The sequence below is a fragment of the Hymenobacter sp. UV11 genome, from assembly GCF_004684095.1.
In the GTDB taxonomy this organism is placed as follows: Bacteria; Bacteroidota; Bacteroidia; order Cytophagales; family Hymenobacteraceae; genus Hymenobacter.
In genome coordinates this window covers 39,682-66,633 of sequence record NZ_SRII01000004.1, presented here as the reverse complement: position 1 = coordinate 66,633, position 26,952 = coordinate 39,682, and the positions used below count along the sequence as shown (strand labels likewise).

The following is a 26,952-nucleotide window of genomic DNA, read 5'->3' as shown; positions in this document are numbered from 1 at the left end:
GCTCCCGTATCTTCAGCCACTTTCTGTTTCCAGTGCAGCGCGTTCTACTCCCTAACCCGAAACATCCTGCCGCTCTGGTAGCGGTAGCGGCCGGCGGGCAGTTGGGTTAGCTCCTCGCGCCAGGACGACTCAGGGTCGCGGCCTTCTGCCTTAATCGGACTTACCAGCACCTGATGGCCTTGCAGCTTTATGCTGCGCTTGAAGCCTTCTTCCACTTGGTCGGCTTCCAGCGTGTCGCCGTGCATCGCCGCGTAGGCCGGGAAGGCCTCCATAATGAAGCGGGTGCTGGCTTGCAGCAATAACTGGGGCGGTGAGCTGGAAATATCGAATACATAGTCACTGGCATAGGTAGAGCCGCCTCCGCTGCCATAGATAGCCGAGTAAAAATTGATTAGCACCTCTGGGCGGCCCTTCCCATCCAGGTTCATTTGCCGAATTTGAACGTCGGCCTGCTGGTCACCATGCTCGTAGTGGTCGAGCAGACCGTCGAGTTCTGTCCATACTGTGTCGTGCTGGCTGGCGCGGTACAGTATGCGCGGCGTCTCTGACAACGACTTTACGACTAGAAAGCGTCCTGCTATTGTATCGGCCGTCGTTTGCTCTTCGGCTAGTTCGGCTCGCAACTGCGCGGTGCCCACCCGGCTAGCCTCCAATGGGCGTGGCCCAATGCTATCACCGGCTGCCAACAGCTCCAACTGCTCAGGGCGGTCGGTGGCGGGGCGTATCGAGGCAGCTGTATCGGGTGCGGCCACCGAATGAGCAGTGACCGATGTTTCCTGTCTTTGCTTGGCTGATTGTCTGGTTTCACAACTAGCCAAAAAAATAACGGCAGCCGCTATTGCTAGTCGACTGCCGTTTCTCAGGTTTTGTATTGTGCGCATGAAGGCAAAGAAAGCGCGCAATTACATATGAATAGCGCGGTTCTCCGTAGCAGCGAGGCAGGCTTCTTTCATGGCCTCGGCGTAGGTGGGGTGCGAGTGGCTCATGCGGGCCACGTCCTCGGCGGAGGCGCGGAACTCCATGGCCGTCACGGCTTCGGCGATGAGGTCGGCGATGCGCGGGCCAATCATGTGCACGCCCAGGATTTCGTCGGTGGTTTTATCAGCCAGCACTTTCACGAAGCCGTCGGTGTCGCCGCTGGCGCGGGCGCGGCCGCTGGCTTTGAAGGGGAAGCTACCGATTTTGTAGGCCTTACCCTGCTCCTTGAGCTGCTCTTCGGTGTAGCCTACCCCCGCCACTTCGGGCCAGGTGTACACCACGCCGGGGATGAGCAGGTAGTTGATGTGCGGCTTCTGGCCCGCGATGGTTTCGGCCACGAACACGCCCTCTTCTTCGGCTTTGTGGGCCAGCATGGCGCCCCGAATGACGTCGCCGATGGCGTAGATGCCGGGCACGTTGGTTTGCAGGTGCTCATCGACCTTGATGCGGCCGCGCTCTTCCATGGCCACGCCGGCGGCTTCGAGGTTGAGGCCGGCGGTGTAGGGCGCGCGGCCCACGGCCACGAGGCAGTAGTCGCCCTCAAACTTCACCTCCTCCCCTTTCGGGTTAAGGGCGGTTACGGTCACGGTTTCGCCGTCGCGGGTGGCGCCGGTCACTTTGTGGCTCAGGAAAAACTCGATGCCGATTTTGCCCAGCACGCGCTTCAGCTCCTTGCCCAGGCCACGGTCCATGGTCGGGATGAGCGAGTCGAGGAACTCCACCACCGATACTTTGGCACCGAGGCGGGCGTACACGGAGGCCATTTCGAGGCCAATCACACCGCCGCCAATCACAATCATGTGCTTGGGCACTTCGCGGATGTTCAGCGCCTCGGTGCTGGTAATGATGCGCTGCTTGTCCTGCTGAATGAACGGCAGCACCGTGGGCTTGGAGCCGGTGGCGATGATAACGTTCTTGGTTTCAATCTGCTGCGCCTCGCCGCCGGCCAGGGGCGTGATGCTCAGGTGGGTTTTATCCACGAACGCGCCGACGCCCTGAAGCACGTCGATTTTGTTCTTTTTCATGAGGTAGGCGATGCCGTCCACGTTGGCTTTCACTACCCCCCCCTTGCGGTCAATCATGCGGTTCATGTCCACCGTCAGGTTGTCGAGGCCGATGCCGTGCTCAGCAAATACCGAGTGGGCATTGTGGTAGTGCTCCGAGGAGTCGAGCAGCGCCTTGCTCGGAATGCATCCCACGTTGAGGCAGGTGCCCCCCAGGGTCGGATATTTTTCAATAAGCGCCGTTTTCAGGCCCAGCTGGGCGCAGCGAATGGCGGCCACATATCCGCCGGGGCCCGAGCCAACAACGGTCACATCATACTGATTCATACGCACAAAAAACAAGTGAGCGCTGGCGTGCAGCCAGCTTCACAAAGGTACTTCGCGGTTCCTAGTTCCTGGTTTCCAGTTCTTGGTTAAAAGGCTAATCACTGTGACTAGCGTAAAGCGATAATCAACCTTGCAACCAGGAACCAGAAACTACTGCTTGGGCCGGGGGCTGAGGGCTACCCCCCCTGCCAGCACCAGTGCGTCTTCGCCGGCACCGATGGTGGAGGTATCGATGCCGGTTTTCTCGCTGAGTCCTTTACGCAGGTAAAAGGTTAGGAACGTGGCCGCTACCGCGCCCAGGCTGCCCACCAGTGCCCCCTTGAAGGCGCTGCCGCCCTGGCTCTTGTACCAGGTAGCGCCCACCAGCGCGCCCGAGGCGGCGCGGGCGCCCAGCTGCTGCGGCTCGATGCGGTCGCCGGTGTTGGGCAGCTTATCGCCCACCAGCTCACCGGCCGTTAGCAGCTTGAGGGTAGTGGCTACGCCGGGCTTGGCCAGGAAGCGCAGCGGCGAGCCCGCCATGCCGGGCGCCAGCGCGCGGCGCGACAGGTAGTCGCTGATGAACATGGGGCCACTGGTGGCGCGGGCCCCGGTGATGGCGGCAAAGCCCAGCGCGGGCCAGAACTTGGCGGTACGGGTGGGGGTAGGGACAGCCTTGGACTTCTTGGATTTCATGGCAGAGAGAATCGGGAAAGGATTAGGGGTTTAACGAGAAGCCTGCCGAAATGGCTGGCAGAGGCGCATAAAAAAGCGGCGACTTCCGAGCCGGAAGTCGCCGCTTTTTACGGTTCGCTATGCGGTGGTTACACTCCTAACAGCAAACGTGTGGGGTCCTCGAGCAGCTCCTTCACGCGCACCAAGAACGATACCGACTCGCGGCCGTCAATCACACGGTGGTCGTAGCTCAAGGCCAGGTACATCATAGGCCGAATCACCACCTGCCCATTCTCAGCCACGGGGCGCTGAATGATGTTGTGCATGCCGAGAATGGCCGACTGCGGCGCATTAATAATGGGTGTGCTCATCATGGAGCCAAAGATGCCGCCGTTGGTGAGGGTGAACGTGCCGCCCGTCATCTGCTCGATGGTGAGCTTGTTGTCGCGGGCCAAACCCGCCAGGCGCACCACCTCTTTCTCAATGCCTTCGAAGCTCAGCTTTTCGGCATTGCGAATCACGGGCACCACGAGGCCCTTGGGGGCCGATACGGCGATGCTGATGTCGCAGAAGTCGGAGTACACGATGTCGCCGCCGTCGATGGAGGCGTTCACGGCCGGCCACTCCTGCAAGGCCACGCACACGGCCTTGGTAAAGAAGGACATAAAGCCCAGCCCTACCCCATTCTTTTCCTTGAACTTGTCCTTAAACTTGGTGCGCAGGTCCATGATGGGCTGCATGTTTACCTCGTTGAAGGTGGTGAGCATGGCCGTTTCGTTCTTCACCGACACCAGGCGGCGGGCCACCGTTTTGCGCAGGTTGCTCATGCGCTCGCGGCGCTGGCCGCGCTCGCCGGCCGGGGCGGCGGGGGTAGGCGCTGGCTGGCTGGCCGGGGCGGCGGGGGTAGGCGCCGGGGCGGCCGGCTTAGCCTGCGCATTCTGCGCGTCTTCCTTCGTGATGCGGCCATCGCGGCCCGAGCCGGCCACGTCGGCCGGACTGATGCCCTTCTCGCCCAGAATCTTACCAGCGGCCGGCGAGGGCACGCCGGTAGCGTAGGTAGCCGCGCCACTGCTAGCCAGCGCAGCCGAGGCCGCCGGAGCGGCGGCGGCAGGCGCACTGGCCGCCGGAGCCGCCGCGGGCACGCCACTACCCCCCTCAATGCGGGCGATAAGCGCCCCAATACCAATCGTTTCGCCTTCTTTCACGGCGTGCCGTAGCGTACCGCTCGCCTCGGCGGGCAGCTCAAAGGTGGCTTTGTCCGATTCGAGCTCGGCAATCACCTCGTCGCGGCTCACCTGGGCACCGTCGGGCTTCAGCCACTTGGCCACCGTTACTTCGGTGATGGACTCACCCACGGCGGGGATTTTCATCTCGACCGTGCTGCTACCGCTGCTAATCGGGGCTGCATCGGCCGCGCCCGGTGTGGCGGGGCTGCTGTCGGGGCGGTCGGCGGGCGTGCCACCGTAGCCGGCCTGGTCGCTGGCCTGGGCGTTCTGCTCGCCCTTGTTGAGCGGGTCGGCCGCGGCGGGGGGGGTAGGGGCCGCAGCCGTCTGACCATTACCGGCAGCGGCGCCATCGAGCTGGGCAATGGCAGTACCAATACCAATGGTTTCGCCTTCGGCCACCAAAATTTTCAAGACGCCATCGGCCTCGGCGGGCAGCTCAAACGTGGCTTTGTCCGACTCCAGCTCGGCGATAACTTCGTCGCGCTTCACGGCCTCGCCGTCTTTTTTGAGCCACTTGGCGATAGTGACTTCGGTAATGGATTCGCCGACGGCGGGGATTTTGATTTCGGTGGGCATGGGCAACGGGTGGTAAAGAGAAGCGTGTTTTTTAAGATTAAATCAAAAATGCTTGCGCCAGCGGGCGCAACTTGGTGCGAAAGCGGTCGGCCATCGCTAACAAGTCAGCCGACGTGTAGCTGGGAGCGTCATCTGTTTCGTAGCGTAGCTCTACGGCAAATTCGTTGAGCGTAGTTGCATCAGCAAAATCCTGTTGGGTAAACTGTACAGTTCCAGCTCTCTGAAGCGGCCCCATTAGGGTAATAAGATTATGGATGAACTGCACGGGTAGTCCCGAAACAATTAGTACACCCTTTACATACTTCTCTACTGCCTGCTGGCAGTGAAAACCAATGCTTTCATATAAGTGAGGCGCCGCATTGACGAGGGTTTCGGCCGCTTCCATGTTGTGGTCGGCCGTCGTCAGCAACATAGCTACCCGCTGCTGGTCAGGCGTTGGCATAGAGCAATCGGCCGTGCTTGGCCGCGATAGTTTCTACTGAATAAGAAATGCCCGCAGCTCGCTCCATTTCTGCTGGGGTACGGATTAGAATATCCATTGCCGGAAAGTCGTCATTCCACAAATGACGCCACACGGCAATGGCCCGTTCGGCTCGCTTCGCTTCCGCCTTTTCCTTGATAACGAGCAAATCCAGGTCGCTGTCTTCCGTCGGCTCGCCGTAGGCGTACGAGCCGAACAGGATAATCCTGTCCGGCGCGTAGCCTTCGACGATGCGCTGAACCACAGCCTGAATTTGCGCTTCGGTTATCATACGTGTAGGGTAAGCTTTAGCTTGCCGGCCGAAAGGAGCGTGATTTGATGCGACGGCAAGCTAAAGCTTACCCTACCCCTCAGTCGAGCTTCTTGGCGGCTTCGGTCGTTTCCTTGATTTGCGCGTCGGCCACGGCTTCCTTGGGCTTGTCGAAGGCGCGGGCCACAATCTCCTTCTGTTCTTTTACGTGCACCTTGTTGTAGCCGGTAGCGGGCGAGGCCGAGGGCTTGCGGGCCACCACGTCTTCGAGCTCGCGGCGCATAAAGCGCAGCAGGTAGTTCCAGTAGCCCATGTTCTCGGGCTCTTCCTGCACCCAGATAAGCTTGGCTTTCGGGTACTTAGCCAGCTCGGCGGCGAGCTGCTTTTTAGGGAAGGGGTGCAGCTGCTCCAGGCGCACGATGGCCACGTCTTTGCGGTCCGACTTCTGCTGCTCGTCGAGCAGGTCGTAGTACACCTTGCCCGAGCACAGCAGCACTTTCTTCACCTTCTTGGCTTCGGCAAATGAGTCGCCCAGCACTTCCTGGAAGCGGCCGCTCGTGAAGTCCTCCACCGGCGACACGCACAGCGGGTTGCGCAGCATCGACTTGGGCGACATCACCACCAGCGGCTTGCGGAAGCTCCACGTGAGCTGCCGGCGCAGGGCGTGGAAGAAGTTAGCGGGGGTAGTGATGTTGGCTACTACAATGTTGTTCTCGGCAGCCAGCTGCAAGAAGCGCTCGGGGCGGGCGTTGGAGTGCTCGGGGCCCTGGCCCTCGTAGCCATGGGGCAGCAGCATCACGAGGCCGTTCATGCGCTGCCACTTGCTCTCGCTGCTTACTACGAACTGGTCAATCATGGTTTGGGCGCCGTTGGCGAAGTCGCCAAACTGCGCTTCCCACACCACCAGGGCGGTGGGGTTAGCCATGCCGTAGCCAAATTCGAAGCCTAGCACCGCGTACTCGCTCAGCAGCGAATTGTAGATGCTTAACTGCTCGTGCTCGCCTTCCAAGTGGTTGAGCGAGTTGTAGGGGGCCGACGTTTCGGCGTCGTGCAGCACCGCGTGGCGGTGCGAGAACGTGCCGCGCTGCACATCCTGGCCGCTCACGCGCACCATGTGCTTTTCGGTCAGCAATGAGCCGTAGGCCAGCAATTCGCCGGCTGCCCAGTTGAGGGTGCGCGTCTCGAAGAACATCTTGCGGCGCTCCTTCAACAGGTTATCAATCTGCTTGATGGGCCGGAAATTCTCCGGAATGGTCGTCAGCGCCTGCGCCACGCGCTGCACGGTTTCTTCGCTGATGCCGGTTTCGGGCGACTGGTCGAAGTCCTCGTTGGTGCTGCGGCGCAGGGTGCGCCACTCGTTTTCGAGCGCCTGATACTTATAAGGTAGCGGCTGCTGCTTCACCTGGTCGAGGCGGGCTTGCAGCGTGTCGCGAAACTCGCGGTCCATCTGCTCGGCCAGCTGCGCATCCACGTCGCCGCGCTGCACGAGGCGGGCGTTGTAGACCTCGCGCGGGTTGGGGTGCTTCGAGATGACGTTGTAGAGGGTAGGCTGGGTAAACTTAGGCTCGTCCGACTCGTTGTGGCCGTGGCGGCGGTAGCACACCATATCAATGAAGATATCGGCGTGAAACTGCTGGCGGTACTCGGTAGCCAAGCGCACGGCAAACACCACCGCCTCGGGGTCGTCACCGTTCACGTGAATCACCGGGGCGTCAATAATTTTGGCTAAGTCAGTCGAGTAAATCGACGAGCGGGCGTCCTCAAAATCGGTAGTGAAGCCGACCTGGTTGTTAATCACGAAGTGAATGGTGCCACCCGTCTTGTAGCCTTCGAGCTGCGACATCTGCGTTAGCTCGTAGCCGATGCCCTGGCCGGCCAGCGCCGCGTCGCCGTGGATGAGGATGGGCAGAATCTGGTGGTAGTCGCCGCTGTACTGGTGCTCAATCTTGGCCCGCACGAAGCCTTCCACTACCGGGTTCACCGCCTCCAGGTGCGAGGGATTGGGCGCCAGCTTCAGGTTAACTTTTTGGCCATTAAGAGCCTCTACCTCCGACGAGTAGCCCATGTGGTACTTCACGTCGCCGTCACCCATCGTGAGGTCGGGGGTAGCGGTGCCTTCGAACTCGCTGAAAATCTGCTCATAGGTCTTGCCCATGATGTTGGCCAGCACGTTGAGGCGGCCGCGGTGGGCCATGCCAATCATCACTTCCTTCACGCCCAGCTCGGCCGCGCGGTTGATGATAGCGTCGAGCGCCGGGATGGTCGTTTCGCCACCTTCCAACGAGAAGCGCTTCTGTCCCAAAAACTTGGTATGCAGAAAGTTCTCGAAAACCACCGCCTCGTTCAGCTTCTTTAGAATGCGCTTCTTGTACTCCCCGTCGGGGTTGAAAGCCAGCGCATCGTGCTCCGTTTTCTGCTGGAACCACTCCAGCACCTGCGGGTCGCGGATGTAGGTAAACTCGAAGCCGACTGTGCCGGCGTAGATGCTGGTGAGCGCGGCCACAATTTCGCGCAGCGTAGCGCCCTGGCCCAGGCCCAGGTCTTCACCCTGCCGGAACTTGGTATCGAGGTCCACATCGCCCAGGCCAAAATCGGCGAGATTGAGGCGGGCCTGGCGGTCCTTGCGCTCGCGTACCGGGTTGGTTTTGGCGCGCAGGTGGCCGCGGCTGCGGAAGGCGTGGATGAGGTTGCGCACGGCCGTTTCCTTGTCGGCAGCCGGCGTGCCCTGCGCCAGGCCGGGGGCATTGTTGGTAGAGGCGCTGGTGTTGAGCACCCCGTAGTCGTCAGGCTGCGGCACGGGGCCGGGCGAGGGGGTAGGGCTAGTTTTGGGGGCGCTGCCGTTGGTAGCGCCATTCTGGGTGCCGCTGGTGCCGGGCACTACGGGCGCGTCTTCCGGAAACTGCTGCGAGAAGTCGAACCCCTCAAAGAACTTACGCCAGCCAAAATCGACGGATTCGGGGTTGTTTCGGTACGCCTGATAGAGCGTTTCGATGGCCGCCGCGTCAGCGTTGGCGATATACGAGTAAGTATCCATTGCGGGAATTTGAAGGAGTCAACTAAGAGTAACGCAAAAGTAAAAAACCTGACAGCAAGCTCATAACCTACATGCGGTTGCACAAATTTAACTGACGGTCAATCAATTATGTAAAATACAGGAATGCTAATCGATGCGGGCGGGCTAATTTACTGGAAATCCGGGGGATGCCACAGGTTATTTTTTTGATTTTTCAGCAGTGTGTTCCAAGGGTATTGCTGCATCTCGGCGCACACTATCAGCCTTATAGTACGTGCACCTGACGAGGCAGGTACTGCATTTTTCTAATACAAACCTGCACTATTAGGCAGCAGCAGGTGAACTGATTGGATAATCAACTTTCGCGACAACCAATCTATCTCGTTCACTGTTAGACACTTTCTTGCTTCAACAAAAGCGGATTATTGTGCCCAAGACGCCGGGCTGAAATGGCGGCAAAATCACTGTTTACTAATGACAAATGCTAGAATAGTCGCGCAGATACTGCTGGCTACCGTGGCCTTGGGGGCCGCGCACCACAAAGCGACCTCCGGCACCCGCCCTACCGCTTTACTTACTTTCCTCTCAACAGAAGGCAGCCACCACCGGAGCGCCATGCGCACAGTGAAACGCAAGCGGGTAGCTCCGCCCCTGACTTATACGGTAACGGCCACAGTGTACCAGGCCGTGCCGGGCCAGACCGACGACGAGCCGTTTGTGACGGCTGATAACTCGCGCATCAAGCCGCACTACGGTAGCAAAAAGCGCTGGATGGCGCTTTCCAACGACCTGCTGGCCCGCTGGGGCGGCAAGTTTCAGTACGGCGATAAGGTGCGGGTGCGAGGTATCTCACCGCAGCTCGATGGCGTGTACACGGTGCACGACACCATGAACAAGCGCCACCGCCACTGCATTGATATTCTGACGCATCCGAGCGAGAAGCTCGATATTTTCACGCCCGACGTGAAGATTCAGCTGGTGTTGGCGGCCGCGCGGCCGGCCCCTACCCCCCCCATTACTACGCTGCCGCAGCCGGCGGCCCGCAGCCGGTTGCGCAATCAGGCCGCCATAGCAAAGGCCCGGCCAGCACGCAGTACGTCACCAGCCGGGCCTCACCCACGATTTATTCGCCGCCCCAAACGGGAGATTTATTTCGCGAGTGCCATCTTATAAATACGGAACGGCTCGCGCGGCTGCCCTACCCCCTTGTTCCAGTGCGGCGTCTTGTGGATGGCCGACGTGGTAAAGTAAATATTGTTGCCGTCGGGGTCCCAGCTAAAGGTATCGGGCCACTCCAGGCGGGCCTCTTTAACTACAGTTTCGATTTTGCCGTCAGGCGTGCGACGCAGAATCTCCCCGTTTTCGAAACCCGTGAGGTAGAGATTATTCTTGCTGTCGAGCTCCATGCCGTCGCAGGCGGGCGCATCGCCGAGCTTCTCCACGGCGGCTTCTACCTGCGCTTCTGTCAGGGCCGCGTTGCGGAGCACAGCCGTTTTGATGCGGTAGAGCGAATGGCCCGACAGCGCGCGGTAGTAGAGGTATTGGTTGTCGGTACTCAGGGCAATGCCATCGGCCTTGAAGGCGCCGGGCTTGCCGGTCGGGTCATACAGGGCGTGGCCCTGGGCCTTGGTAATGAAGCCTTTATCGGGTAGCGTGGACGGCTGTTTGGCCAGCAGCTGGCGCGACTTGGTGGTTTTGAGGTCCGTCACAACCAGCGCGCCGGTGCCCGAGTCGGTGAGGTAGGCGTAGTTATTCTGGAGGTCGATGCGCACGTCGTTGAGGTACGAATGGCGCGGCGCCACGCTCTCGGGGTAAAGAATCGTCTGGACCACCTGGCTGGTTTTGGGGTCAATTTTGACCAGCTTTACGCCGCCGGGCACGGTGAATTTGAGGCCGGGCGCGGCGGGGTCAATCACCCACAGCATACCCTGCTTATCGACGTAGCCCGCCTGCGGGCAAATCCAGTGCTTCTGCGGCTCGGCTTTCACCGAGTCGTTCCAGGTGCACCAGCCAGCATCGGGGTAGGCCGAGAGGGTATTATTAGCGCCGACTAAGGCCACCGGAAAGGTCGGGTTGTAGTCCCAGCGCGGCGAAAAGGCGATGATTTTGCCGCCGGGCGCCACGGCCACACCAGTCACCTGCGGGGCGTTGAACTCGCCCACGATGGTGAGCGGCGAATTGGCGGGCACCGGCGCGGGCACGTGCGCAGCGGTAGAGTCGGCGGGCATGGTACCGCGGGCTTGGTTGGTGGCCGCGTCGTTGCCGCCGCAGCTAGCCAGCAGCAAGCCGGCGGCGGCCAGCGCCGCACCCGATTGAAGAAGAGAAGCAGACATGGAAAAGGAAGGGATAAACGACTAAAAAACCCCGGCGCCAAGGTGGGCGGGGGTTTCGCATACGGCCAGACCGGGCGGGGCGTTGAGCAAATACGGCGCGCGGCGCCGCATAATTTCCGACCCCTACCCCCCGGCGCCGGCCCGAAGTCAAGTAGCCTGAACCGCTACAGCCACACGGCCGCTTCGGCGGCGCTCTGGGGCTGGCCGTCGGGGGTATAGAGTAAGCTCAGCGGTTGGAAGGGGTTGGCCAGGATGCGGGCTTCGCTGATATTCCAGCGGGCCCACAGGCCGGTGAGGGTGTGGGCGTAGGCCAGGTTGTCCCAGGGGTTAAAGATGGTGGCCGTCACGTCATCGACCAAGGCATCGAGCACCAGCTCGGCACCGGGCGCGTCGAGGGGGGTAGGGCGGCGCGGGTACACATCGGGCACCGCCGCCAGCAGGTAGGCCGCGTAGTAGGCGCGGGCTTTGAACTCAGCCACCTGCACTGGGTGCAGCAGCCGCTGAGCATCGAGGGCCACCTGGCGCATAGCTTGGCCGATGAAGCCGATATCGACCAGCGTGCCTACTACCACGGCGTTGCCCAGTTTTATGCTGAAAACCAACGTGTTGAGGTCGTCGTCGTATTCAAACGCCGGGGCTTCAAACTGGCTATCCACTTCGAGCACGAATACCGAGCCGGGCACAAAATCGGCGTAGTCGGTAGGCACCCGTAGGCCTTGCAGCAATTGAAAAAACGCCCGAAACCGCTGCAACAGCTGCACGTTTTCGGCCAGCGGATACTGGGGCTTGATGAGGGGCTCCTGCTGCTGCACCAGCTCAGCGGCAAAGATGCCGTAGAACATCTTGGCCAGCCACTGCCACAGCCGGGCGGGGGGTAGGGCGCGCAGGGCGGCGGGGCCGACCAGCGCGGCGGCTTCTACTTCGGCTTCCAGGGTGGCCAGGCGGGCGTGCAGCACGGGGGCCAGCGGCAGGCGCAGGGCGGCGTAGGTAGTTTGGCTCTGGTCGAGCAGGTAAATGGGGCGCTCGGCGAGGCCGTAAGTAGCTTGCAGCCAGTCGGCAAACACCGGAATGGTATCGGCGGGGCCGACGAGTTGGCCGGTGAGAAAGCAGTGGCCGGGGCCGAACTGCATTCCCTCAAAAGGGTCGTAAAGGGTAATCATGGCGGGGGAACTAGCACCCGCAAAGGTCCTCCTTGAAATGTAAAATGAGGAATTTGGAGTGAAGAATTATACGGTCGATAATTCTTCACTCCAAATTCCTCATTCCAAATTCTTCTAGCGCGAGAGCAGGTTACTGGCTTTGATGAGCAGGCGGCTCAGGTTGTGCAGGGCATCGGAGTAGCCGTTGGCGGCTTCCTCGCCCACCTTGGCGGCCTCGGCGCCCAGGCTGGCGAGCACTTCGGCTACCTCGTGGCCTTGGGTATCGGGCGACTTCAGCATTTGATTCAACAGGCTGATTTCCTGCTTTATCTTGGCCAGGCCGGGGCGAGTGCTGGCGGCCAGCACGGTTTCCCAGCGCTCCAGCTCGTGCAGGCCGGTGGCGCCATCGGCGTTGGGCAGGCCTTGACTCAGCAGGGTGATGGTATCGGTTAGCAGGGCCGAGCTTTGCTCGTCGCTGACGTGGAGCTGCACTTCGGGGGTAGGGTTGGCGTGGGGGGTGGCGGCGGTAGAGTCCATAAGTAGAGGGGGTAAGATTACCTGGCTATACTTGGCGCGGCCCAAAAAAGTTAGTGGTGCGGGCAGCCACGCCCCCAGCGGCCCGGGGTTTTCCCTGAATAAGGGCCTGAGTAAAAGGCGCCTTTTCTCCCCAAAGCCGCCTGCTTTCTGAAGCGCGCCCGGTTATTATCGTTGGCCAGCGGCGCGGTGGCCGGCGCCTGCGGGGCCGCTGGCGCTCGTGCCCGAACAGCCGCGGAACCAAGCCAGCCGGGTGAGCCAAAAAGACGCGGTGGGCGCGGGTTACTTTTAAGAGCGAGCCCGCATTAAGCAGCAAATTTCCCTACCCCCTCATTTCTACTTCATCATGAATACTTCGCTGAAAACCCTGTTCGCTGCCGCCATCGCCCTGAGCTTCACGGCTTGCTCGACCGACACGTCGAAAACCACCAACGCCGATGGCTCGACCACCACGACCACCGAGGTAACTACCCCCAGCGCTGACTCGGTAGGTGCCACGATGGATACCAAAATGGACGCCGCCGGCGACAAGATGGATGCCGCTGGCAACAAAATGGAGAATAAAATGGAAGAGGCTGGCGACAAAATGGATGCCGCCGGCAACAAGATGGGAGCTAAAATGGACGCCGCTGGCGACAAAATGCAGGCCAACGCTGCCGAAGCCAAAGCCAACATGAACGCCAAGATGGATGCCGCCGGCAACAAGATGGATGCCATGGGCGACGCCGCTGCCAAGTCGGCCCGCGAAACCAAGGCCAACATAAAAGCTGCCGCCAAGCAGTAGTTTTTAGCTAGCCAACCAAGAGCCTGCGCCCACCGGCGCGGGCTTTTTTGTGCGCGGTTCGGGCGGGGCAGGCGTATTTTGCTGCCGTGTTATTTCGCCGCCGCGCCCCCGTTGTTCCTGCCGCCGTGCTCTCCGACCAGGAGGTGCTGGCGCGCTACCGCCAGGGCGGCGACGTGGCCGCGCTGGGCGTGCTCTATGAGCGGCACCTGCCGGAGGTGTTTAGCGTGTGCCGCCGCTACCTGGCCCCGCCCGATGAGGATGCGCAAGATGCTACCATGCAGCTCTTTGAGCAGCTGGTGGTGAAGCTGCGCAGCCACGCGCCCGACAATTTTGCGGCCTGGCTCTATACCACGGCCCGCAACTTTTGCCTCATGGAGCTACGGGCGCGGCAGCGCGGCACGGCCAGCGGCGGCCCGCTGCTGCTCATGCCCGAAGCGGCCGATGTGGAAAACGCGGCCGCCCGGCATCTGCCCGATGCCGGCATCGAGGCCGAGGCTGCCCAGCAGCACGAGGCCGACCTGCAAGCCCTGGAGCTGGCCATGCTGCAGCTGCCCCCCGAGCAGCGCCGCTGCCTGGAGCTATTTTATCAGGAAGAAAAATCGTATCAGGAAATAGTGGCCGCCACCGGCCTCGCTCTCAACCTCGTGAAAAGCCACCTCCAAAACGGCCGCCGCATGCTCAAGCGCAGCCTGGGCAAGGAGTTGAGAATGAGGAATGAAGAGTGAAGAGTTACTTTTAATGCTGCTCATAAAGCCCCTACCCCCCTTCCATAACCCGCCAATTCATCATTCTTAACTCCCAACTCTTAATTCAAAAAAAATGCTGCCCGCCAACCCGCTACTGAACGCCACTGCCCCGGCCGGCCCGCACCTGCCGGTGGCGCTGCTGCGCCAGTATGCGGCGGGTACGCTGGCCTCCGCCGCCCAGCACCGCGTAGAAACCCACACGCTAGCCTGCGCCCGCTGCGCCGATATTCTGGAAGGTTTACTGCAAACCCCAGCTACCACCACCGACCAGGCCCTGGCCCAGCTTCAGCAGCGGCTGCGGCAGCGCGTGCAGCAGCAGGCCCCGGCGCGGCTAGCCCAGCGGCCCCGGCGGCACCACTGGCTGGCGCCGCAGCTGGCCATAGCGGCGGCCCTGCTGCTCGCGATGCTGGCGGCGGGCTGGTGGGCGTGGCAGCAGCGGCAGCACACCGCGCTACCCGCGGCCCGTGTGGCGCCGCCCCGCCCCGCGCCGGCCCCTACCCCCCCGTTGCCGGCCGATGCTCCCCTCCCCGCTGCGGAGGTAGCCGACGCGCCCACAGCGGCTGCGACGCGCCTCCCGGAGCTTGCCGCCACTACGCCCCCCAAGCGGCGCGCGGCTACCGCGCCCGTGGCGGCGGGCAGAACTACTACCAACCATCAGCGTACTACTTCGCCCGCTGTTAGCCAGCCGGTTACTGTTGCTAGTGCACCGGCAGCCGCTACCACTGACTCAGCCGTGAAAACGCTTTCAGAAGTAGCGGTAGCCCTTACCCCCCCTAGCCCGGCCCAGGCCCGCGAAGCTACCGACCGCCTGCGGGCGGCCATGCCACCGCCACCAGCGCTGGCGGCCTCACCCACGGGTGGTTACGCGGCGCTGCGTGAGTACCTGAAGAAAGGGGCGGCCGAGTTTGAGCCCGAAATGCGCGACGGGCCGCGTCGCACCGGCCGCGTGCTGGTGCGCCTGCGCATTGGGGCCGGTGGCAAGCTGGAGCAAGCCGAGGCCGTGCGCAAGCTGCGCGCCGACTACGACGCCGAGGCCATCCGGCTGCTGCAGGAAGGCCCGACCTGGGCGCCCGGCATCAGCGGCGGCCGGCGCGCCGCCCAAACGATTGACGTGCCGGTGGAGTTTGAGTAAAGAGGCGTATTGAGCCGACTGTCATTGCGAGCAACGCGAAGCAATCGCCCCAGAACGACACCCACACGACTCGTTCTGGGGCGATTGCTTCGCGTTGCTCGCAATGACAAGCAGTTACCTTACAGCTGCATACCGGCTTTGAAGGAGCCGTCATCTACCGTTTTCAGGAAGGTGATGAAGCCTTTCATGTAGGTTTGCTGGTCGTCGTACATGGCCATGTGGCTACCCTGGGGGCAGATGAGCGAGGCGCCTTTCTGCACCTTGGTGGCAATCATGGCCATGTGGGCGGGGTCCATGGTGTCGTATTTGCCGCCGATGGACAGGAATGGCACCGTGAGCTTGGGCAGGTCGGGCACCCGGTCCCAATTGGTGAGCTTGCCCGAGATGCCGAACTCGCTGGGGCCCTGCATGGTCACGTAGAGCGACTGGTTAATTTTGCTCATGGCGCGGGTTACGGGCTCGGGATTGGGCACAATGCGGCACAGGTGCTCGGCGTAGAAATTGGGCTCCAGCAGGCCCATGTAGCGCGGGTTGCTAAAGTCTTTTTTAGCCTCAATCTGGCGGATTTCCTTGAGCACCTCGGGCTTCATCTGCTTGGCCAGCACCTCGTCGGCGTACTTGCCGTAGGCGGGGCAGCTCATCATCATATTACTGATAATGAGTCCTTTTAGATTTTTCTGATATTTGAAGGCGTACTCGGCGGCCAGGATGCCGCCCCAGCTGTGGCCCAGCAGGTAGAAGTTGTCCTTATTCAGATTTAATGCCTGGCGCACCTGCTCCACCTCTTCCACGTAGCGCGGCAGGCTCCACATGCTGGTGTCTTTGGGGTTGTCGGAGTTGCCGCAGCCGAGCTGGTCGTAGTAGATAAACTCGATGCCTTCCTGCGGCAAAAAGCTCTCCATGCACTCGAAATACTCGTGCGTGGCGCCCGGCCCACCGTTGAGCAGCAGCACTTTAATCTTGGGGTTATTGCCAAACTTCTTGGTCCAGACGTTGAACTTGCCCTTGGGGGTCGTGATGGGAATAACCTGGATGCCGCCGGTTTTCACCCCACTTTCCACGGCCGGGAAGTAGTTGGCCGGCATACTCGTAGAGGTGGCCGGAGCGTCGGCAGTGGCGGGGGCTTGCGACTGGCCGCAGCCGGCCAGTAGCGCGCCGCTAAGCAGCAACAGCGCCGGCAGGTGGGCGGGAAAACGCTTTTTCATGGGGGTAGGGAAAGGGGGATGTAAGGAGTTAAAAGGTATTTGTAAACACCAACAGAACGTCATGCGGAGCTTGTCGAAGCAGCTCGCTCGAATCGTTGAGCCAGTGACCCAAACGGCGCGAGCGAGATGCTTCGGCAAGCTCAGCATGACGTTCTTTTTTATGCAGTAATAAAGTAAAAACGACCTACTGCGCGGCTACCCCTTTGGTGCGCAAATACCGCTCAAAAAATTCGTAGGTGCGCAGCATCTGGTCGATGCGCTGGCGGTTGTCGCCCGAGCGGGTGAGCTCGTGGGTGCCGCCGGGATGGCGCACGTATTCCACGGGGCGGCCCAGCACCTTGAGGCTGCGGTACAGCATCTCGCCCTGCACGAAGCCGGTGCGGCGGTCATTCTCACCATGAAAGAGAATGTAGGGGGTAGTAATATTCTCGACGTAGGTGATGGGCGACTCGCGGGTGAGTACCGCCCGCACCGCCGGCTGCCAGGGGTAGCCGCCGAAGTAGTTGGGCACCAGGCGCCAGGCGTTGCCTTCGCCAAAAAACGTGGCCAGGTCGTACACGCCGCGCTGCGAGCAGGCGGCCTGGAAACGGTGGTCATGGCTTACAATCCAGGCCACGAGGTAGCCGGCGTAGGAGCCGCCAGTCACCACCAACTTGTTGGGGTCGGCCCAGCCCTGGGCCACGGTTTGGTCGAGGGCCGTGAGCACGTCGCGGCTCGGGCCGGTGCCCCAGTCGTTGATATTGGCCCGCAAAAACTGCTCGCCGTAGCCGCCCGAGCCGCGCGGATTGCCATACACCACGCCGTAGCCCTGGCTGGCGAAGTACTGAAACTCGTGCCACATGCTAGCCTCACCCGGCCCCCACATGGCCGCCGGGCCACCGTGGATTTCGAGCAGCAGCGGGTATTTCTGGCCGGCCTGGTAGGCAGTGGGCTTCATCACCCAATACTCCACGGTCAGGCCCTTGTCGTTCACGAAGCTGTGCTTTTCGGGCACCGACAGCCGCCGGGTCTTCACCCAATCGTTGAAGGTGCCGGCGCGGTGTACCTGGTGCAGATTGGCGTCGGCCACGAATAAGTCGGAGGGGTTGCGCACGCCGGTTTGGGCATACACCACGTGGCCCTGCGCCACGTCGAAGCTCAGAATACCCGTATCGTCAGCCGATAGATTTTCGACTTTGCGCGTGCTGATATTCACCCGGTACAGCGGCACGCCGCCGTTGGCTTGGGCCGTGAAATACAGGTACTTGCTATCGCTGCTCCAGGTGAGGCCGGCCGGGTTGCGGTCGAGCGGAATGGTAATGGCTGGGCCGCCGCCCAACGGCATGACCAGCAGCTTGGGCACGGCCACGCGCCCGGTGGGCGACTGCTGGTACGCCAGCCACCGGCCCGAGGGCGACACCGCCGGCGTAGTGTAGGCGGTGCTGTCCTGGCCCAGCAGGCGGCGCAGGTGGCGGCCGTCGCGGTCGGCCAAGAACACCGCGTTTTCCTGGGCGCGGTCGGGGTGGCGCACCGAGTCGATGGCCGCCAGCAGTAGCAGGTGCTGGCCATCGGGCGTGAAATCGGCCTGCGTAAAGCGGTAGAAACCGTGGGTGATAGCCACCGGCTGCGCGGCCGGGTCGGTGGCGCTAATCAGGAACAACTGAGCCAGACTTTTATCGGCCGACACGTCCTTTTCATCTTGAAAATCAAGGTTATCAAGCACCTTGGCTTTTTTGTCCAGCTCGTTTTTGTCGAGGTAGGCACGCACCTCGGCCAGGCTACCATCGGCGTTGGGCCGGGCCGAGTTCAGGGGCGAATTCTTAGCAAAGCCCGGCTTCTCGTACGACCAGAGGGGTTGGGATTTGCTAGCGTTCAGCAGCGAGTCTTTCACCAATTCGCGCAGCGGAATGGCCGCCCCAAACAGCACCTGCCGGCCATCGGGCGACCACTTGGGGGTAGTAGCGCCGTACTTGAAGCGCGTGAGCTGCCGGGCCTCGCCGCCATCGGCGGCCATCACGAATACCTGCGGCTTGTCGTCGATGGGCCGCACGAAGGCCAGCCGCCGACCGTCGGGGCTCCAGGCGGGCTGCGCGGCACCCTCCTTGCCGAAGGTGAGCTGCCGCGGCACGGCCCCCGCCTCGGTGCCGACGGCGTAGAGCTGGCTCACGTTTTTGTAGTCGGCCTTGTTTTTCTCATCGGGCACCACGGCCAGCACGCTAAAGGCCGCCCGCTTTCCGTCGCGGGTCAGGGTGATGTTGTTCACTTGCTCGATTTTCAGTAGGTCGGTGACTTTCACTGGCTCGGGGGTCTTTTGGGCGCGGGCGGCCAGCGTGGCGCAGCAAGCCAGGAGGGCTAGGGTACTTTTTTTCATAGTCTTCAGAATTATCAGTAGTGCATTAGTACGTTGCGCAAACCAGCAGAACGTCATGCTCATCTGGCGTCCGCCTGTCGAAGCATCTTGGTCGCATCGTTGGATTACTACCCCCAACGGCGCGGTAGAGATGCTTCGACAGGCGGACGCCAGATGAGCATGACGTTCTGCTGGTTTGCTCCATAAGATTCAAACCACCCTTCTTACCTTACAGCACCTTCGGCGTGGCCGTAGTCGCCGCCTGGCTCACCTGCCCGGCAAAGCGGTCGATGGCCGCGGCGGTGCGCTTTATCTGCTCGTCGGCCTCGGCCCACTTGCGCTCCTCCACGGCTTCGCGGATGCCGGGCATGGTTTTCACGCCGTAGCCGGTGTAGAAGCCGGGCGCGTAGAGCTGGTGCCGGTACCAGGGCCGGCGCGGCAGGCCTTCGTTGCTGAGGAGTTGCTGCTCAGCCTGGTACAGGAGCTGGTCGAGGGCTTTCTGGCGGTCGGGGGGTAGGGGGTTTTGGCGGGCCTGCTCGTAGGCCTGGGCGCTTTGGGCCAGCTTCTGCAAAGCCGCGTCGAGGGGTGCGAAGTCGAGCTGGGGCACGGCGGCCTGGGCTTTGGGGGGTAGAAGCGGCTGGCTGGGGTTCGACACGGCCTCGTAGCGCTGCTCGGCCAGCAGCTTGGTTTGCTTGGCGGTTTCAGTGCGCATGTCGTCGGTCAGCTTCTTGACTTCGGTGCTGTACTTGGCCACGGTGTTCGAGAAATTCTGAAACTCGAAGGGCAGCACGTCGGCATTGACCAGGCGCAGTTCGCAGCGGCCCATGGTTTGGGCCAGCGCCACGCCGTAGGCAAACGTGGGGTCTTTGAAGCGCGTGAAATCATCGAACGAGTCAAAAATCGAGTGATACTCGCCGCCCGCCGCCTCACCGCCAAAGCCCACGTTCATCGACGGAATACCCAAATGCTGGAGGTAGGGCGAGTAGTCGGAGCCCGCGCCTAGGGCCCCGATGCGCAGGTCGGGCCGCTCGCGGGCATCTTTCTGCACCTCGGCACTGCCGTTTACCAGGTCGTTGGCGCGGCGCCGCTCCAAGATGGACATCGGTTTTTCGGGGTCTTGCACGTCGCGCGCCACCTGGTTGAAAAACTTTTCCAGGGTGTGCGAGCCCGCCACGCCCAGAAAGCCGCGGTCGCTGTTATCAGTATTAAGGTAGGCCACCACGTGCTTCTGGATGTCCTTGGCGTTGGTTTCGGCCCACTCCGTGGAGCCCAGCAGGCCGGGCTCCTCGCCGTCCCAGGCGCAGAACATGAGCGTGCGGCGGGGCCGCCAGCCGGTTTTCACCAGCTCGCCGATGGCGCGGGCTTCTTCCAGCTCGGCCACCATGCCGCTGAGCGGGTCGCTGGCGCCGTTGACCCAGGCGTCGTGGTGGTTGCCGCGCAGCACCCACTCGTCGGGCAGCTCCCTACCCCGCAGCGTGGCGATGACGTTGTAAATGGGCTCCGTTTTCCAGTTGAATTCCAGCTGCAAGTGCACCTTGGCCGGCCCCGGCCCGAGGTGGTAGCCGATGGGCAGCGCGCCGCGCCAGTCGGGCGGCGCCATCGGCCCGGCCAGCGCCGAGAGCAGGGGCAGGGCGTCGCCGTACGAGATGGGTAGCACGGGTATCTGCGTGAGGGTGGGCGCGGTGCGGTAGTCGAGGCGCTTGGCGTTTTTGGTTGAGCCATAGCCGGGCGTGAGGGGGTCGCCGGGGTAGGTGGGCATGTCGAGCACCGAGCCGCGCTGGGCGCCGGTTTCGGGCTTGAAGGGGCCCTTGGGGTACACGTCGCCCTGGGCGTAGCCGTCGTCTTTGGGGTCGGAGTAGATGAGGCAGCCGATGGCGCCCATCTCGGCGGCCACCTTGGGCTTGATGCCGCGCCACGAGCCGCCGTACTTGGCAATCACGATTTTACCCTTCACGTCGATGCCGCGGCGGGCCAGCTCCTCGTAGTCTTTCGGGATGCCGTAGTTCACAAACACCAGCTCGGCGGTCACGTCGCCGTCCTTCGAGTAGGCATTGTAAGTGGGCAGCTGCTCGCTGGTCTGGCCCGAGGTGGCGTCTTCGGGCACTGGCTTTTCGGTGAGGCCCGCCACGTAGGGGGTAGGCGCCACCAGCTCCAGCTTGCGCAGCTTGGGCGTCGGAAACAGCACGTACGACACGTCGATGCGCGTGGCGTAGCCCCAGCTTTTGAACAGGCCAGCCATGAATTCCGCGTTGTCCTTGTCGTAGGGCGAGCCCACGTGGTGCGGGTGGGCGGCCAGGCGCTTCATCCACTGGCGCAGCTCGTCGGCCTTGAGCTGGGCATCGAACTTAGCTTCGAGTTGGTACTCGGTGGCGGCCGTGGCGGGCACGAAGCCCAGCAACGGCTTTGGGGCGGCAGGCGGAGCAGTCTGGGCGGCGGTCGCACGGGATAGCAGGCCAGCCGCGAGCAGCAGCAGGGGGTAGCGTTTCAGCATAAGCAGGTTGATGTGGAGAAAGCCGAAGGCCCATCACTCGCTATGCGAGAAGTAGGCCGGCGAAAGATAGCGCCCGCTTGCCGCCGAAACGTGCTGTTTTTTCGTCTTATTATCAAATTGCTTAGGGCTTACACCAGAGACGTTTGTCATTGCGAGCGAAGCGCGGCAATCGCACCAGCACAATGGACGAACGATTGGCGTGGGCGTCGTTCTGGTACGATTGCTTCGCTTCGCTCGCAATGACAAACGAGTTGCGTAAGCCCTATTTCTAAAACACCAAAGCGCCGCGCCAGCCCGTGAGGGACAGCGCGGCGCGTAAGGGGGTAGGAAATCGAAAACCTAGCCGCTGTAGCCGCCGCCGCTTTCGGGCTCGGTGGCGCTGCCGCCGGGCTTGGTGGGGGTAGGCAGGTCGGTTTCGGTCTTGATTTCTACGTTTTCGTAGTCGGGCACACCGTCGCCCTGCACGGGTACGGGCGGCTCGGTGTGGGGGTCGGGGGTAGGCGTGGGCTCGTTCATAGGAGGTGAACTAGTGAGAGGTGAACTAGTGAGCCGTGCTTACGCAGTTAAGAGGGTAATGGCTGACGGGGCGGGGGTGGGTACTGTACTTTTGCGCGGGCCGCCTGGCCTTGCCGCTTGGCCTTCTCACCAGTTCACCACCTCACTATCTCACCCGCATGAGCCAGTTCCGCACCGAAAAAGACACCATGGGCCAGGTGCAAGTGCCCGCCGACGCCTATTGGGGCGCCCAAACCCAGCGCAGCATCGAGAACTTCCCGATTGCGCAGGATATCAACAAGATGCCAAAGGAAATTATCAAAGCCTTTGCCTACTTGAAGAAAGCCGCTGCCCTCACCAACCGCGACGCGGGCATTCTGGACGCCGACAAGGCCGACCTCATTGGCCAGGTGGCCGACGAGATTCTGGCGGGCCACCTGGCCGACCAGTTTCCGCTGGTGGTGTGGCAAACCGGCTCGGGCACGCAGTCGAACATGAACATGAACGAGGTCATTGCTTACCGCGGCCACGTGCTGCACGGCGGCCTGCTGGGCGACGAAAAGAAGTTCTTGGCCCCCAACGACGACGTGAATAAGTCGCAGTCGAGCAACGACACCTTCCCGACGGCCATGCACATCGCGGCCTACAAAATCCTGGTGGAGCTGACGATTCCGGGCATTACCAAGCTGCGCGACACGCTGAAGGCCAAGGCGCTAGAGTTCAAAGACATTGTTAAAATCGGCCGCACCCACTTCATGGATGCCACGCCGCTGACCCTGGGCCAGGAGTTTTCGGGCTACGCCTCGCAGCTCGACCACGGCCTGCGCGCCATCAACAATTCCCTACCCCACCTCAGCGAGCTGGCGCTGGGCGGCACGGCCGTGGGCACAGGCATAAACACGCCGCCGAATTACTCGGAAAACGTGGCCAAGCACATCGCCGACCTCACCGGCCTGCCTTTCGTCACGGCCGAGAATAAGTTTGAAGCCCTGGCTGCCCACGACGCCATCGTGGAGGCTCACGGTGCCCTCAAAACCGTGGCCGTGAGCCTGATGAAAATCGCCAACGACGTGCGCATGCTCAGCAGCGGCCCGCGCGCCGGCATCGGCGAAATCTCGATTCCCGACAACGAGCCTGGCTCCAGCATCATGCCCGGCAAGGTGAATCCCACGCAGTGCGAGGCCATGACCATGGTATCGGCCCAGGTGATGGGCAACGACGTCGCCGTCACGGTGGGCGGCTCAATGGGCCACTTTGAGTTGAACGTGTTCAAGCCGATGATGATTTACAACTTTCTGCACTCGGCCCGCCTCATCGGCGACGTGTGCGTGGCTTTCAACGACAAGTGCGCGGTGGGCATCACGCCCATCCTGCCCAACATCAAGAAGCACGTCGATAGCAGCCTGATGCTCGTGACGGCCCTCAACCCGCACATCGGCTACTACAAAGCCGCCGAAATTGCCCAAACCGCCCACAAAAACAACTCGACCCTCAAGGAAACCGCCGTGCAGCTCGGCTACGTGACGCCCGAGGAGTTCGACCAGTGGCTGAAGCCCGAGGACATGGTAGGCGACATCAACATCAGCTAGCCCTTGCCTTGAACCAAGCGGCCGGAGCGGCGCCATAGCCAATGGCGAGCCGCTCCGGCCGCTTTTTTGTGTTCACCAGTGCCCGGCTGCTTCATCGCTGCTTACTTTAATTCAGGGGGGTAGGGTGGCCTCGCTGGCGGGCCCAGCTTTTTTTGAGGCGGGCGGCTAAACCACGGCGGGTGGCGCGCGTCGAACGGCCTCGTTGAGACTCCCACCCTTTACCCCTCCTTGCCATGAATAATCGTTTGTTTTCGGCTGCCGCCGCCCTGCTCGTAGTAGCCAGTCTCGCCACGGCTCAGGCCCAAACCCGCACGCCCGTTGTCAATGCCCGCGAGCAAAACCAGCGCGCCCGTATTCGCCAGGGCGTCGCCTCGGGTGAGCTGAACCACCGCGAAGCTGCCCGTATGCGGGGCCGCGAAGCCGGCCTAACGGCCGAAAAGCGAGCCGCCCGCGCCGACGGCGTGGTAACGCCCGGCGAGCGCCAAGACTTGCGCCAGACGGAGAACCGCGATAGCCGCGCCATCAACCGCCAAAAGCACGATGGGCAGGTGCGCTAACCTAGCAGCCTGACCAGCAGCCCCGCGCCCACCCGGCGCGGGGCTGCTTGCTTTTGAGGGGGGTAGGCGATTTGGCAATTCGCCATTAGCGGGCATCTTTGCGGCTCGTACCAGCTTTTGCCATCCCTATGGATTGTTCCCAAAACATTGTACTGGAAAACAGCCGCGTGCGCCTGCGCCCGCTCGAAGCCACTGATTTCGAAGCCCTGAAGCTCATTGCTTTCGACCCCGAAATCTGGCAGTTTACCATCACCCGCGCCGACGATGTGCTGAGCCTGGCCGCCTATATGGCGGCCGCCGAGCAGGCGCGGCAGGCCGGGCAGCGCTACCCCTTCGTGATTATTGACCGGGGCAGCGGGCGGCTGGCGGGCAGCACCAGCTACTACCACATCGACCCCGACAACCAGAAGCTGAGCATTGGCTACACCTGGCTGGGCGCTGAGTTTCAGCGCACGGGACTCAACCGGGCGGCCAAACACTTGCTGCTGGGCTACGCCTTCGACCAACTGGGCTGCGAGCGCGTGGAGCTGGAAACCGACAGCCGCAACCACAAGTCGCAAACCGCCATGCGCCGCATGGGCGCCACCGAGGAGGGCACCCTGCGCAGCCACCGCTTCGGGCAGGACAACTACCGGCGCGACACGGTCATCTTCAGCATTTTGCGGCCCGAGTGGCACGAGCTACGGCGCACCACCTTTGCCGAGTACAATGTCTGAAACCGGTCCCCTACCCCCTGCCGGGCGGCCGGGACTACTGCGGCGCCGGGCGGCCAGCTTTGGGCACGCCTTTCGGGGGGTAGGGGCAGCGCTGCGCTCCGAGCTGCACTTGCAGTTTCATGCGGTAGCCACGGTGGCGGTGCTGGGGCTGGGGCTTTATATGAGGCTGAGCCTGAGCGAGTGGGCGCTGGTGGCGCTGGCGGTGACCGGCGTATGGGCCGCCGAGCTGTTCAACACGGCTATCGAAACGCTCACTAATCTGGCCTCGCCCGATTACCACCCGCTGGCTGGCAAGGCCAAAGACGTGGCGGCCGGCGCCGTGCTATTAGCCGCGCTGGGCGCGCTGGCGGTGGGCAGCTGCATATTCGGCCCCAAAATATGGGCCTTACTGCCGCGCTAACTATGCGGGCTGGTTGACGTAAGACTATTTCTGAGTCTCGCGTTTCCCTACCCCCTTCTTATGCGCCGTTTTTTTATTCCCGTTACGATTACCCTGTTGGCTTTGTCGCTGGGCGCCTGCCAGCAAGATGTGGTAGTGAATACCCCTACTACCCCGCCATCCGAAACCTTCGTTTCGGACAATACCGTGGCCCCCACCAGCGCTAACACCGTGGATGGCGTGCCCACCCGCGACATGCGCCTCGACAGCACCGCGCGCCCCGCGTGGCTCGAAAGCCGCATCCAGAGTATCCTGGCCACGCGCAAGCGCAACCCCATTATCCGCATCACGCGCTACCGCTACGACGGCGAATCGGTGTATTATGAGTCGGCGCCGTGCTGCGACCAGCAATCGACGCTCTACGACCTGCAAGGCCACGTGCTGTGCCACCCCGAGGGTGGCATCACGGGCAAGGGCGACGGCCGCTGCGGCAGCTTCGACAAGCGCAAAACCAACGAGCAGCTGGTGTGGCAAGACCCGCGGTGATGCTTAGTTATGAGTTAAAAGTTATGAGTTATGAGTTAAAAGCTGGCCGGCCGCTATCTGGCGTGGCCTTAGCTTTGGCTCATGGATGATGACTTTTCAACTCATAGCTCTCAATTCATAACTCATAATTCAACCAATGATTAACACCATCGCCAAGCTCGGCACCTTCAACGTGTGGGCCAACGAAACCTTGCTGCGCCGCCTCGACTCGTCGGTAGCCGCCGGCAAAGAAGCTCCTCAGCCCGCGCTGCGCATTTTCAGCCACGTCATTAATGCCCAGGCCATCTGGATTGCGCGCCTCAGCGGCACAGCCAGCCCCCTCAAGGTGTGGCAGGAGCACGACCTGGCCGGCCTGCACCACTGGCACGAGCAAACCTCGCAGGCATTTGCCGACCTCTGCGCCAACGCCGACGAAACCGAGCTGCTGCGCCACATTCAATACGCTAACTCCCAGGGCGATGCCTTCGACTCGCAGGTGAGCGATATCCTGACGCACTGCGTGGTGCACGCCAGCTACCACCGCGGCCAGGTGGCAGTCAAAATGCGCGAAGGCGGCCTGGAGCCGGTTAACTCCGACTTCATCACCTACTGCCGCGAGCAAGCCGGCCAGGTAGTTCCGCAGCTGTAAAACGGAGTGGCACTCCGCTTATCGTTGAACGACTCGTTCACGCGGAAACGGAGTGCCACTCCGTTTTACATTTTTAACAGGCTGCTTCGCCTTGGGGTGAGGCAGCCTGTTGTTGGTGAAGCCGGCCCAGCATGGCCCGTTAGTACGTTGCGTTTATGAAAATACTCTTGGTGGAAGACGAGCCGCCGCTGGCCTCGTTCATCAAAAAAGGTTTTGAGCACGAGGGCTACGACCTGACCGTGGCCTACGACGGGCGCACGGGCTGGTCGCTCTATGACCAGCAGCCATACGACCTCGTAATTCTGGACGTGAACCTGCCCTACCTCAACGGCGTGGAGCTGTGCCAGCGCATTCGGGCGAACCACCGCCGGGTGCCGGTGCTGTTGCTCACGGCCCTCGACAGCCTCGACGATAAGGAAGCCGGCTTCGCGGCCGGCGCCGACGACTACCTGGTCAAACCCTTCGAATTCAGAGAGTTGTTGATGCGGGCCCGCGCCCTCACCCAGCGCTACGCCGCCGCCGGCGACGAGCGCCGCGAGCTGCGCATGGCCGACCTTGTGCTCGACCTCGACGCCAAATCCGTGACCCGCGCCGGCCAGCGCATCGCCCTCACCACTCGCGAGTACTCGCTGCTGGAGCACCTGCTGCGCAACCGCGGCCGCGTCATCTCGCGCGTCGATATCGCCGAGCGCGTCTGGGACCTGGATTTTGACACGACTACGAATGTCATTGACGTGTACGTGAGCTATTTGCGCAAGAAGCTGGACCGCGATTTCTCGCCTAAGCTCATCCATACCGTGGTGGGCATGGGCTACGTGATGCGGGAGGGGTAGGGACCCTATG

25 protein-coding genes are annotated in these 26,952 nt (G+C 62.1%); 11 read left to right on the top strand and 14 right to left on the bottom strand.

The genetic code is table 11. The annotated features are described in order from the left end of the window. Window positions 1-44: 44 nt before the first annotated feature. The 7 genes from E4631_RS07760 to E4631_RS07730 form a co-directional block, all read right to left on the bottom strand. Window positions 45-752, bottom strand: coding sequence for a hypothetical protein (locus E4631_RS07760; RefSeq protein WP_133659545.1), 708 nt, complete (start codon window positions 750-752; stop codon window positions 45-47). Between the two features lie 150 nt (window positions 753-902). Continuing rightward, entirely contained in the window at window positions 903-2,309 is a 1,407-nt protein-coding gene (gene lpdA, locus E4631_RS07755; RefSeq protein WP_133659544.1) for a dihydrolipoyl dehydrogenase, read from the bottom strand. A gap of 150 nt (window positions 2,310-2,459) precedes the next feature. Continuing rightward, window positions 2,460-2,981, bottom strand: coding sequence for a hypothetical protein (locus E4631_RS07750; protein WP_133659543.1), 522 nt, complete (start codon window positions 2,979-2,981; stop codon window positions 2,460-2,462). A gap of 128 nt (window positions 2,982-3,109) precedes the next feature. After that, on the bottom strand, window positions 3,110-4,762 hold the full coding sequence (odhB, locus tag E4631_RS07745; protein ID WP_133659542.1) for a 2-oxoglutarate dehydrogenase complex dihydrolipoyllysine-residue succinyltransferase: 1,653 nt from the start codon (window positions 4,760-4,762) through the stop codon (window positions 3,110-3,112). 37 nt (window positions 4,763-4,799) lie between these two features. Next, window positions 4,800-5,204, bottom strand: coding sequence for a HEPN domain-containing protein (locus tag E4631_RS07740; protein ID WP_133659541.1), 405 nt, complete (start codon window positions 5,202-5,204; stop codon window positions 4,800-4,802). Next, window positions 5,191-5,514 carry a nucleotidyltransferase domain-containing protein gene (locus tag E4631_RS07735; RefSeq protein ID WP_133659540.1) on the bottom strand — a complete coding sequence of 108 codons (324 nt, stop codon included), beginning with the start codon at window positions 5,512-5,514 and terminating at the stop codon, window positions 5,191-5,193. Before E4631_RS07735 ends, E4631_RS07740 begins: the two co-directional genes overlap by 14 nt. 79 nt (window positions 5,515-5,593) lie before the next feature. Further along, window positions 5,594-8,527: a 2-oxoglutarate dehydrogenase E1 component gene (locus E4631_RS07730; RefSeq protein WP_133659539.1), complete on the bottom strand. Its 2,934-nt coding sequence runs from the start codon at window positions 8,525-8,527 to the stop codon at window positions 5,594-5,596. Window positions 8,528-8,980: 453 nt separating this feature from the next. Between E4631_RS07730 and E4631_RS07725 the strand changes: the two genes are divergently transcribed. Then, entirely contained in the window at window positions 8,981-9,679 is a 699-nt protein-coding gene (locus tag E4631_RS07725; protein ID WP_133659538.1) for a hypothetical protein, read from the top strand. Here E4631_RS07725 and E4631_RS07720 read toward each other — a convergent pair. The 3 genes from E4631_RS07720 to E4631_RS07710 all read right to left on the bottom strand — a co-directional run bounded on the left by E4631_RS07720 (window position 9,655) and on the right by E4631_RS07710 (window position 12,515). Then, the gene (locus E4631_RS07720; RefSeq protein WP_133659537.1) at window positions 9,655-10,839 is read right to left on the bottom strand and encodes an SMP-30/gluconolactonase/LRE family protein; all 1,185 of its coding nucleotides are present in this window, start codon (window positions 10,837-10,839) and stop codon (window positions 9,655-9,657) included. The genes E4631_RS07725 and E4631_RS07720 overlap by 25 nt on opposite strands. A gap of 164 nt (window positions 10,840-11,003) precedes the next feature. Further along, window positions 11,004-11,999, bottom strand: coding sequence for a hypothetical protein (locus E4631_RS07715; protein WP_133659536.1), 996 nt, complete (start codon window positions 11,997-11,999; stop codon window positions 11,004-11,006). Between the two features lie 114 nt (window positions 12,000-12,113). Next, on the bottom strand, window positions 12,114-12,515 hold the full coding sequence (locus tag E4631_RS07710; protein ID WP_133659535.1) for a hypothetical protein: 402 nt from the start codon (window positions 12,513-12,515) through the stop codon (window positions 12,114-12,116). Window positions 12,516-12,858: 343 nt separating this feature from the next. Between E4631_RS07710 and E4631_RS07705 the strand changes: the two genes are divergently transcribed. From E4631_RS07705 to E4631_RS07695, 3 genes are all read left to right on the top strand, one after another. Then, window positions 12,859-13,296 (top strand): hypothetical protein, encoded by a 438-nt coding sequence (locus E4631_RS07705; RefSeq protein WP_133659534.1) that lies wholly within the window; start codon window positions 12,859-12,861, stop codon window positions 13,294-13,296. Between the two features lie 86 nt (window positions 13,297-13,382). Next, entirely contained in the window at window positions 13,383-14,021 is a 639-nt protein-coding gene (locus E4631_RS07700; protein ID WP_166648238.1) for an RNA polymerase sigma factor, read from the top strand. A gap of 94 nt (window positions 14,022-14,115) precedes the next feature. Beyond that, window positions 14,116-15,174, top strand: coding sequence for an energy transducer TonB (locus E4631_RS07695; protein ID WP_133659532.1), 1,059 nt, complete (start codon window positions 14,116-14,118; stop codon window positions 15,172-15,174). Between the two features lie 119 nt (window positions 15,175-15,293). Here E4631_RS07695 and E4631_RS07690 read toward each other — a convergent pair whose 3' ends face one another. The 4 genes from E4631_RS07690 to E4631_RS25860 all read right to left on the bottom strand — a co-directional run bounded on the left by E4631_RS07690 (window position 15,294) and on the right by E4631_RS25860 (window position 21,715). Next, window positions 15,294-16,379, bottom strand: a complete 1,086-nt coding sequence (locus E4631_RS07690) for a proline iminopeptidase-family hydrolase (RefSeq protein WP_133659531.1) — start codon at window positions 16,377-16,379, stop codon at window positions 15,294-15,296. 184 nt (window positions 16,380-16,563) lie between these two features. Beyond that, a complete protein-coding gene (locus tag E4631_RS07685; protein WP_133659530.1) occupies window positions 16,564-18,729 on the bottom strand; it encodes a S9 family peptidase in 2,166 nt (721 codons plus the stop codon). A 208-nt stretch (window positions 18,730-18,937) separates the two neighbouring features. After that, a complete protein-coding gene (locus E4631_RS07680; protein WP_133659529.1) occupies window positions 18,938-21,199 on the bottom strand; it encodes a M28 family metallopeptidase in 2,262 nt (753 codons plus the stop codon). Between the two features lie 339 nt (window positions 21,200-21,538). After that, window positions 21,539-21,715, bottom strand: a complete 177-nt coding sequence (locus E4631_RS25860) for a hypothetical protein (protein WP_166648237.1) — start codon at window positions 21,713-21,715, stop codon at window positions 21,539-21,541. 158 nt (window positions 21,716-21,873) lie between these two features. Between E4631_RS25860 and fumC the strand changes: the two genes are divergently transcribed. From fumC to E4631_RS07645, 7 genes are all read left to right on the top strand, one after another. Further along, window positions 21,874-23,283, top strand: coding sequence for a class II fumarate hydratase (gene fumC, locus E4631_RS07675; RefSeq protein WP_133659528.1), 1,410 nt, complete (start codon window positions 21,874-21,876; stop codon window positions 23,281-23,283). Between the two features lie 233 nt (window positions 23,284-23,516). Beyond that, on the top strand, window positions 23,517-23,840 hold the full coding sequence (locus E4631_RS07670; RefSeq protein ID WP_133659527.1) for a hypothetical protein: 324 nt from the start codon (window positions 23,517-23,519) through the stop codon (window positions 23,838-23,840). Window positions 23,841-23,968: 128 nt separating this feature from the next. Beyond that, the gene (locus E4631_RS07665) at window positions 23,969-24,556 is read left to right on the top strand and encodes a GNAT family N-acetyltransferase (protein ID WP_133659526.1); all 588 of its coding nucleotides are present in this window, start codon (window positions 23,969-23,971) and stop codon (window positions 24,554-24,556) included. After that, window positions 24,549-24,956 (top strand): diacylglycerol kinase family protein, encoded by a 408-nt coding sequence (locus tag E4631_RS07660; protein WP_133659525.1) that lies wholly within the window; start codon window positions 24,549-24,551, stop codon window positions 24,954-24,956. The genes E4631_RS07665 and E4631_RS07660 overlap by 8 nt, the downstream gene beginning before the upstream one ends. 60 nt (window positions 24,957-25,016) lie before the next feature. Then, entirely contained in the window at window positions 25,017-25,481 is a 465-nt protein-coding gene (locus E4631_RS07655; RefSeq protein ID WP_133659524.1) for a hypothetical protein, read from the top strand. A gap of 136 nt (window positions 25,482-25,617) precedes the next feature. After that, window positions 25,618-26,109, top strand: a complete 492-nt coding sequence (locus tag E4631_RS07650; RefSeq protein WP_133659523.1) for a DinB family protein — start codon at window positions 25,618-25,620, stop codon at window positions 26,107-26,109. 155 nt (window positions 26,110-26,264) lie between these two features. After that, window positions 26,265-26,942 carry a response regulator transcription factor gene (locus tag E4631_RS07645; RefSeq protein WP_133659522.1) on the top strand — a complete coding sequence of 226 codons (678 nt, stop codon included), beginning with the start codon at window positions 26,265-26,267 and terminating at the stop codon, window positions 26,940-26,942. The last annotated feature ends 10 nt before the right edge of the window (window positions 26,943-26,952 follow it).

Excerpts from the sequence above, each read along its gene's own strand:
- lpdA (WP_133659544.1), bottom strand. The coding sequence starts at position 2,309 with ATGAATCAGTATGATGTGACCGTTGTTGGCTCGGGCCCCGGCGGATAT.
- E4631_RS07750 (WP_133659543.1), bottom strand. The coding sequence starts at position 2,981 with ATGAAATCCAAGAAGTCCAAGGCTGTCCCTACCCCCACCCGTACCGCC.
- odhB (WP_133659542.1), bottom strand. The coding sequence starts at position 4,762 with ATGCCCACCGAAATCAAAATCCCCGCCGTCGGCGAATCCATTACCGAA.
- E4631_RS07740 (WP_133659541.1), bottom strand. The coding sequence starts at position 5,204 with ATGCCAACGCCTGACCAGCAGCGGGTAGCTATGTTGCTGACGACGGCC.
- E4631_RS07735 (WP_133659540.1), bottom strand. The coding sequence starts at position 5,514 with ATGATAACCGAAGCGCAAATTCAGGCTGTGGTTCAGCGCATCGTCGAA.
- E4631_RS07730 (WP_133659539.1), bottom strand. The coding sequence starts at position 8,527 with ATGGATACTTACTCGTATATCGCCAACGCTGACGCGGCGGCCATCGAA.
- E4631_RS07725 (WP_133659538.1), top strand. The coding sequence starts at position 8,981 with ATGACAAATGCTAGAATAGTCGCGCAGATACTGCTGGCTACCGTGGCC.
- E4631_RS07720 (WP_133659537.1), bottom strand. The coding sequence starts at position 10,839 with ATGTCTGCTTCTCTTCTTCAATCGGGTGCGGCGCTGGCCGCCGCCGGC.
- E4631_RS07715 (WP_133659536.1), bottom strand. The coding sequence starts at position 11,999 with ATGATTACCCTTTACGACCCTTTTGAGGGAATGCAGTTCGGCCCCGGC.
- E4631_RS07710 (WP_133659535.1), bottom strand. The coding sequence starts at position 12,515 with ATGGACTCTACCGCCGCCACCCCCCACGCCAACCCTACCCCCGAAGTG.
- E4631_RS07705 (WP_133659534.1), top strand. The coding sequence starts at position 12,859 with ATGAATACTTCGCTGAAAACCCTGTTCGCTGCCGCCATCGCCCTGAGC.
- E4631_RS07695 (WP_133659532.1), top strand. The coding sequence starts at position 14,116 with ATGCTGCCCGCCAACCCGCTACTGAACGCCACTGCCCCGGCCGGCCCG.
- E4631_RS07690 (WP_133659531.1), bottom strand. The coding sequence starts at position 16,379 with ATGAAAAAGCGTTTTCCCGCCCACCTGCCGGCGCTGTTGCTGCTTAGC.
- E4631_RS07685 (WP_133659530.1), bottom strand. The coding sequence starts at position 18,729 with ATGAAAAAAAGTACCCTAGCCCTCCTGGCTTGCTGCGCCACGCTGGCC.
- E4631_RS07680 (WP_133659529.1), bottom strand. The coding sequence starts at position 21,199 with ATGCTGAAACGCTACCCCCTGCTGCTGCTCGCGGCTGGCCTGCTATCC.
- E4631_RS25860 (WP_166648237.1), bottom strand. The coding sequence starts at position 21,715 with ATGAACGAGCCCACGCCTACCCCCGACCCCCACACCGAGCCGCCCGTA.
- fumC (WP_133659528.1), top strand. The coding sequence starts at position 21,874 with ATGAGCCAGTTCCGCACCGAAAAAGACACCATGGGCCAGGTGCAAGTG.
- E4631_RS07670 (WP_133659527.1), top strand. The coding sequence starts at position 23,517 with ATGAATAATCGTTTGTTTTCGGCTGCCGCCGCCCTGCTCGTAGTAGCC.
- E4631_RS07665 (WP_133659526.1), top strand. The coding sequence starts at position 23,969 with ATGGATTGTTCCCAAAACATTGTACTGGAAAACAGCCGCGTGCGCCTG.
- E4631_RS07660 (WP_133659525.1), top strand. The coding sequence starts at position 24,549 with ATGTCTGAAACCGGTCCCCTACCCCCTGCCGGGCGGCCGGGACTACTG.
- E4631_RS07655 (WP_133659524.1), top strand. The coding sequence starts at position 25,017 with ATGCGCCGTTTTTTTATTCCCGTTACGATTACCCTGTTGGCTTTGTCG.
- E4631_RS07650 (WP_133659523.1), top strand. The coding sequence starts at position 25,618 with ATGATTAACACCATCGCCAAGCTCGGCACCTTCAACGTGTGGGCCAAC.
- E4631_RS07645 (WP_133659522.1), top strand. The coding sequence starts at position 26,265 with ATGAAAATACTCTTGGTGGAAGACGAGCCGCCGCTGGCCTCGTTCATC.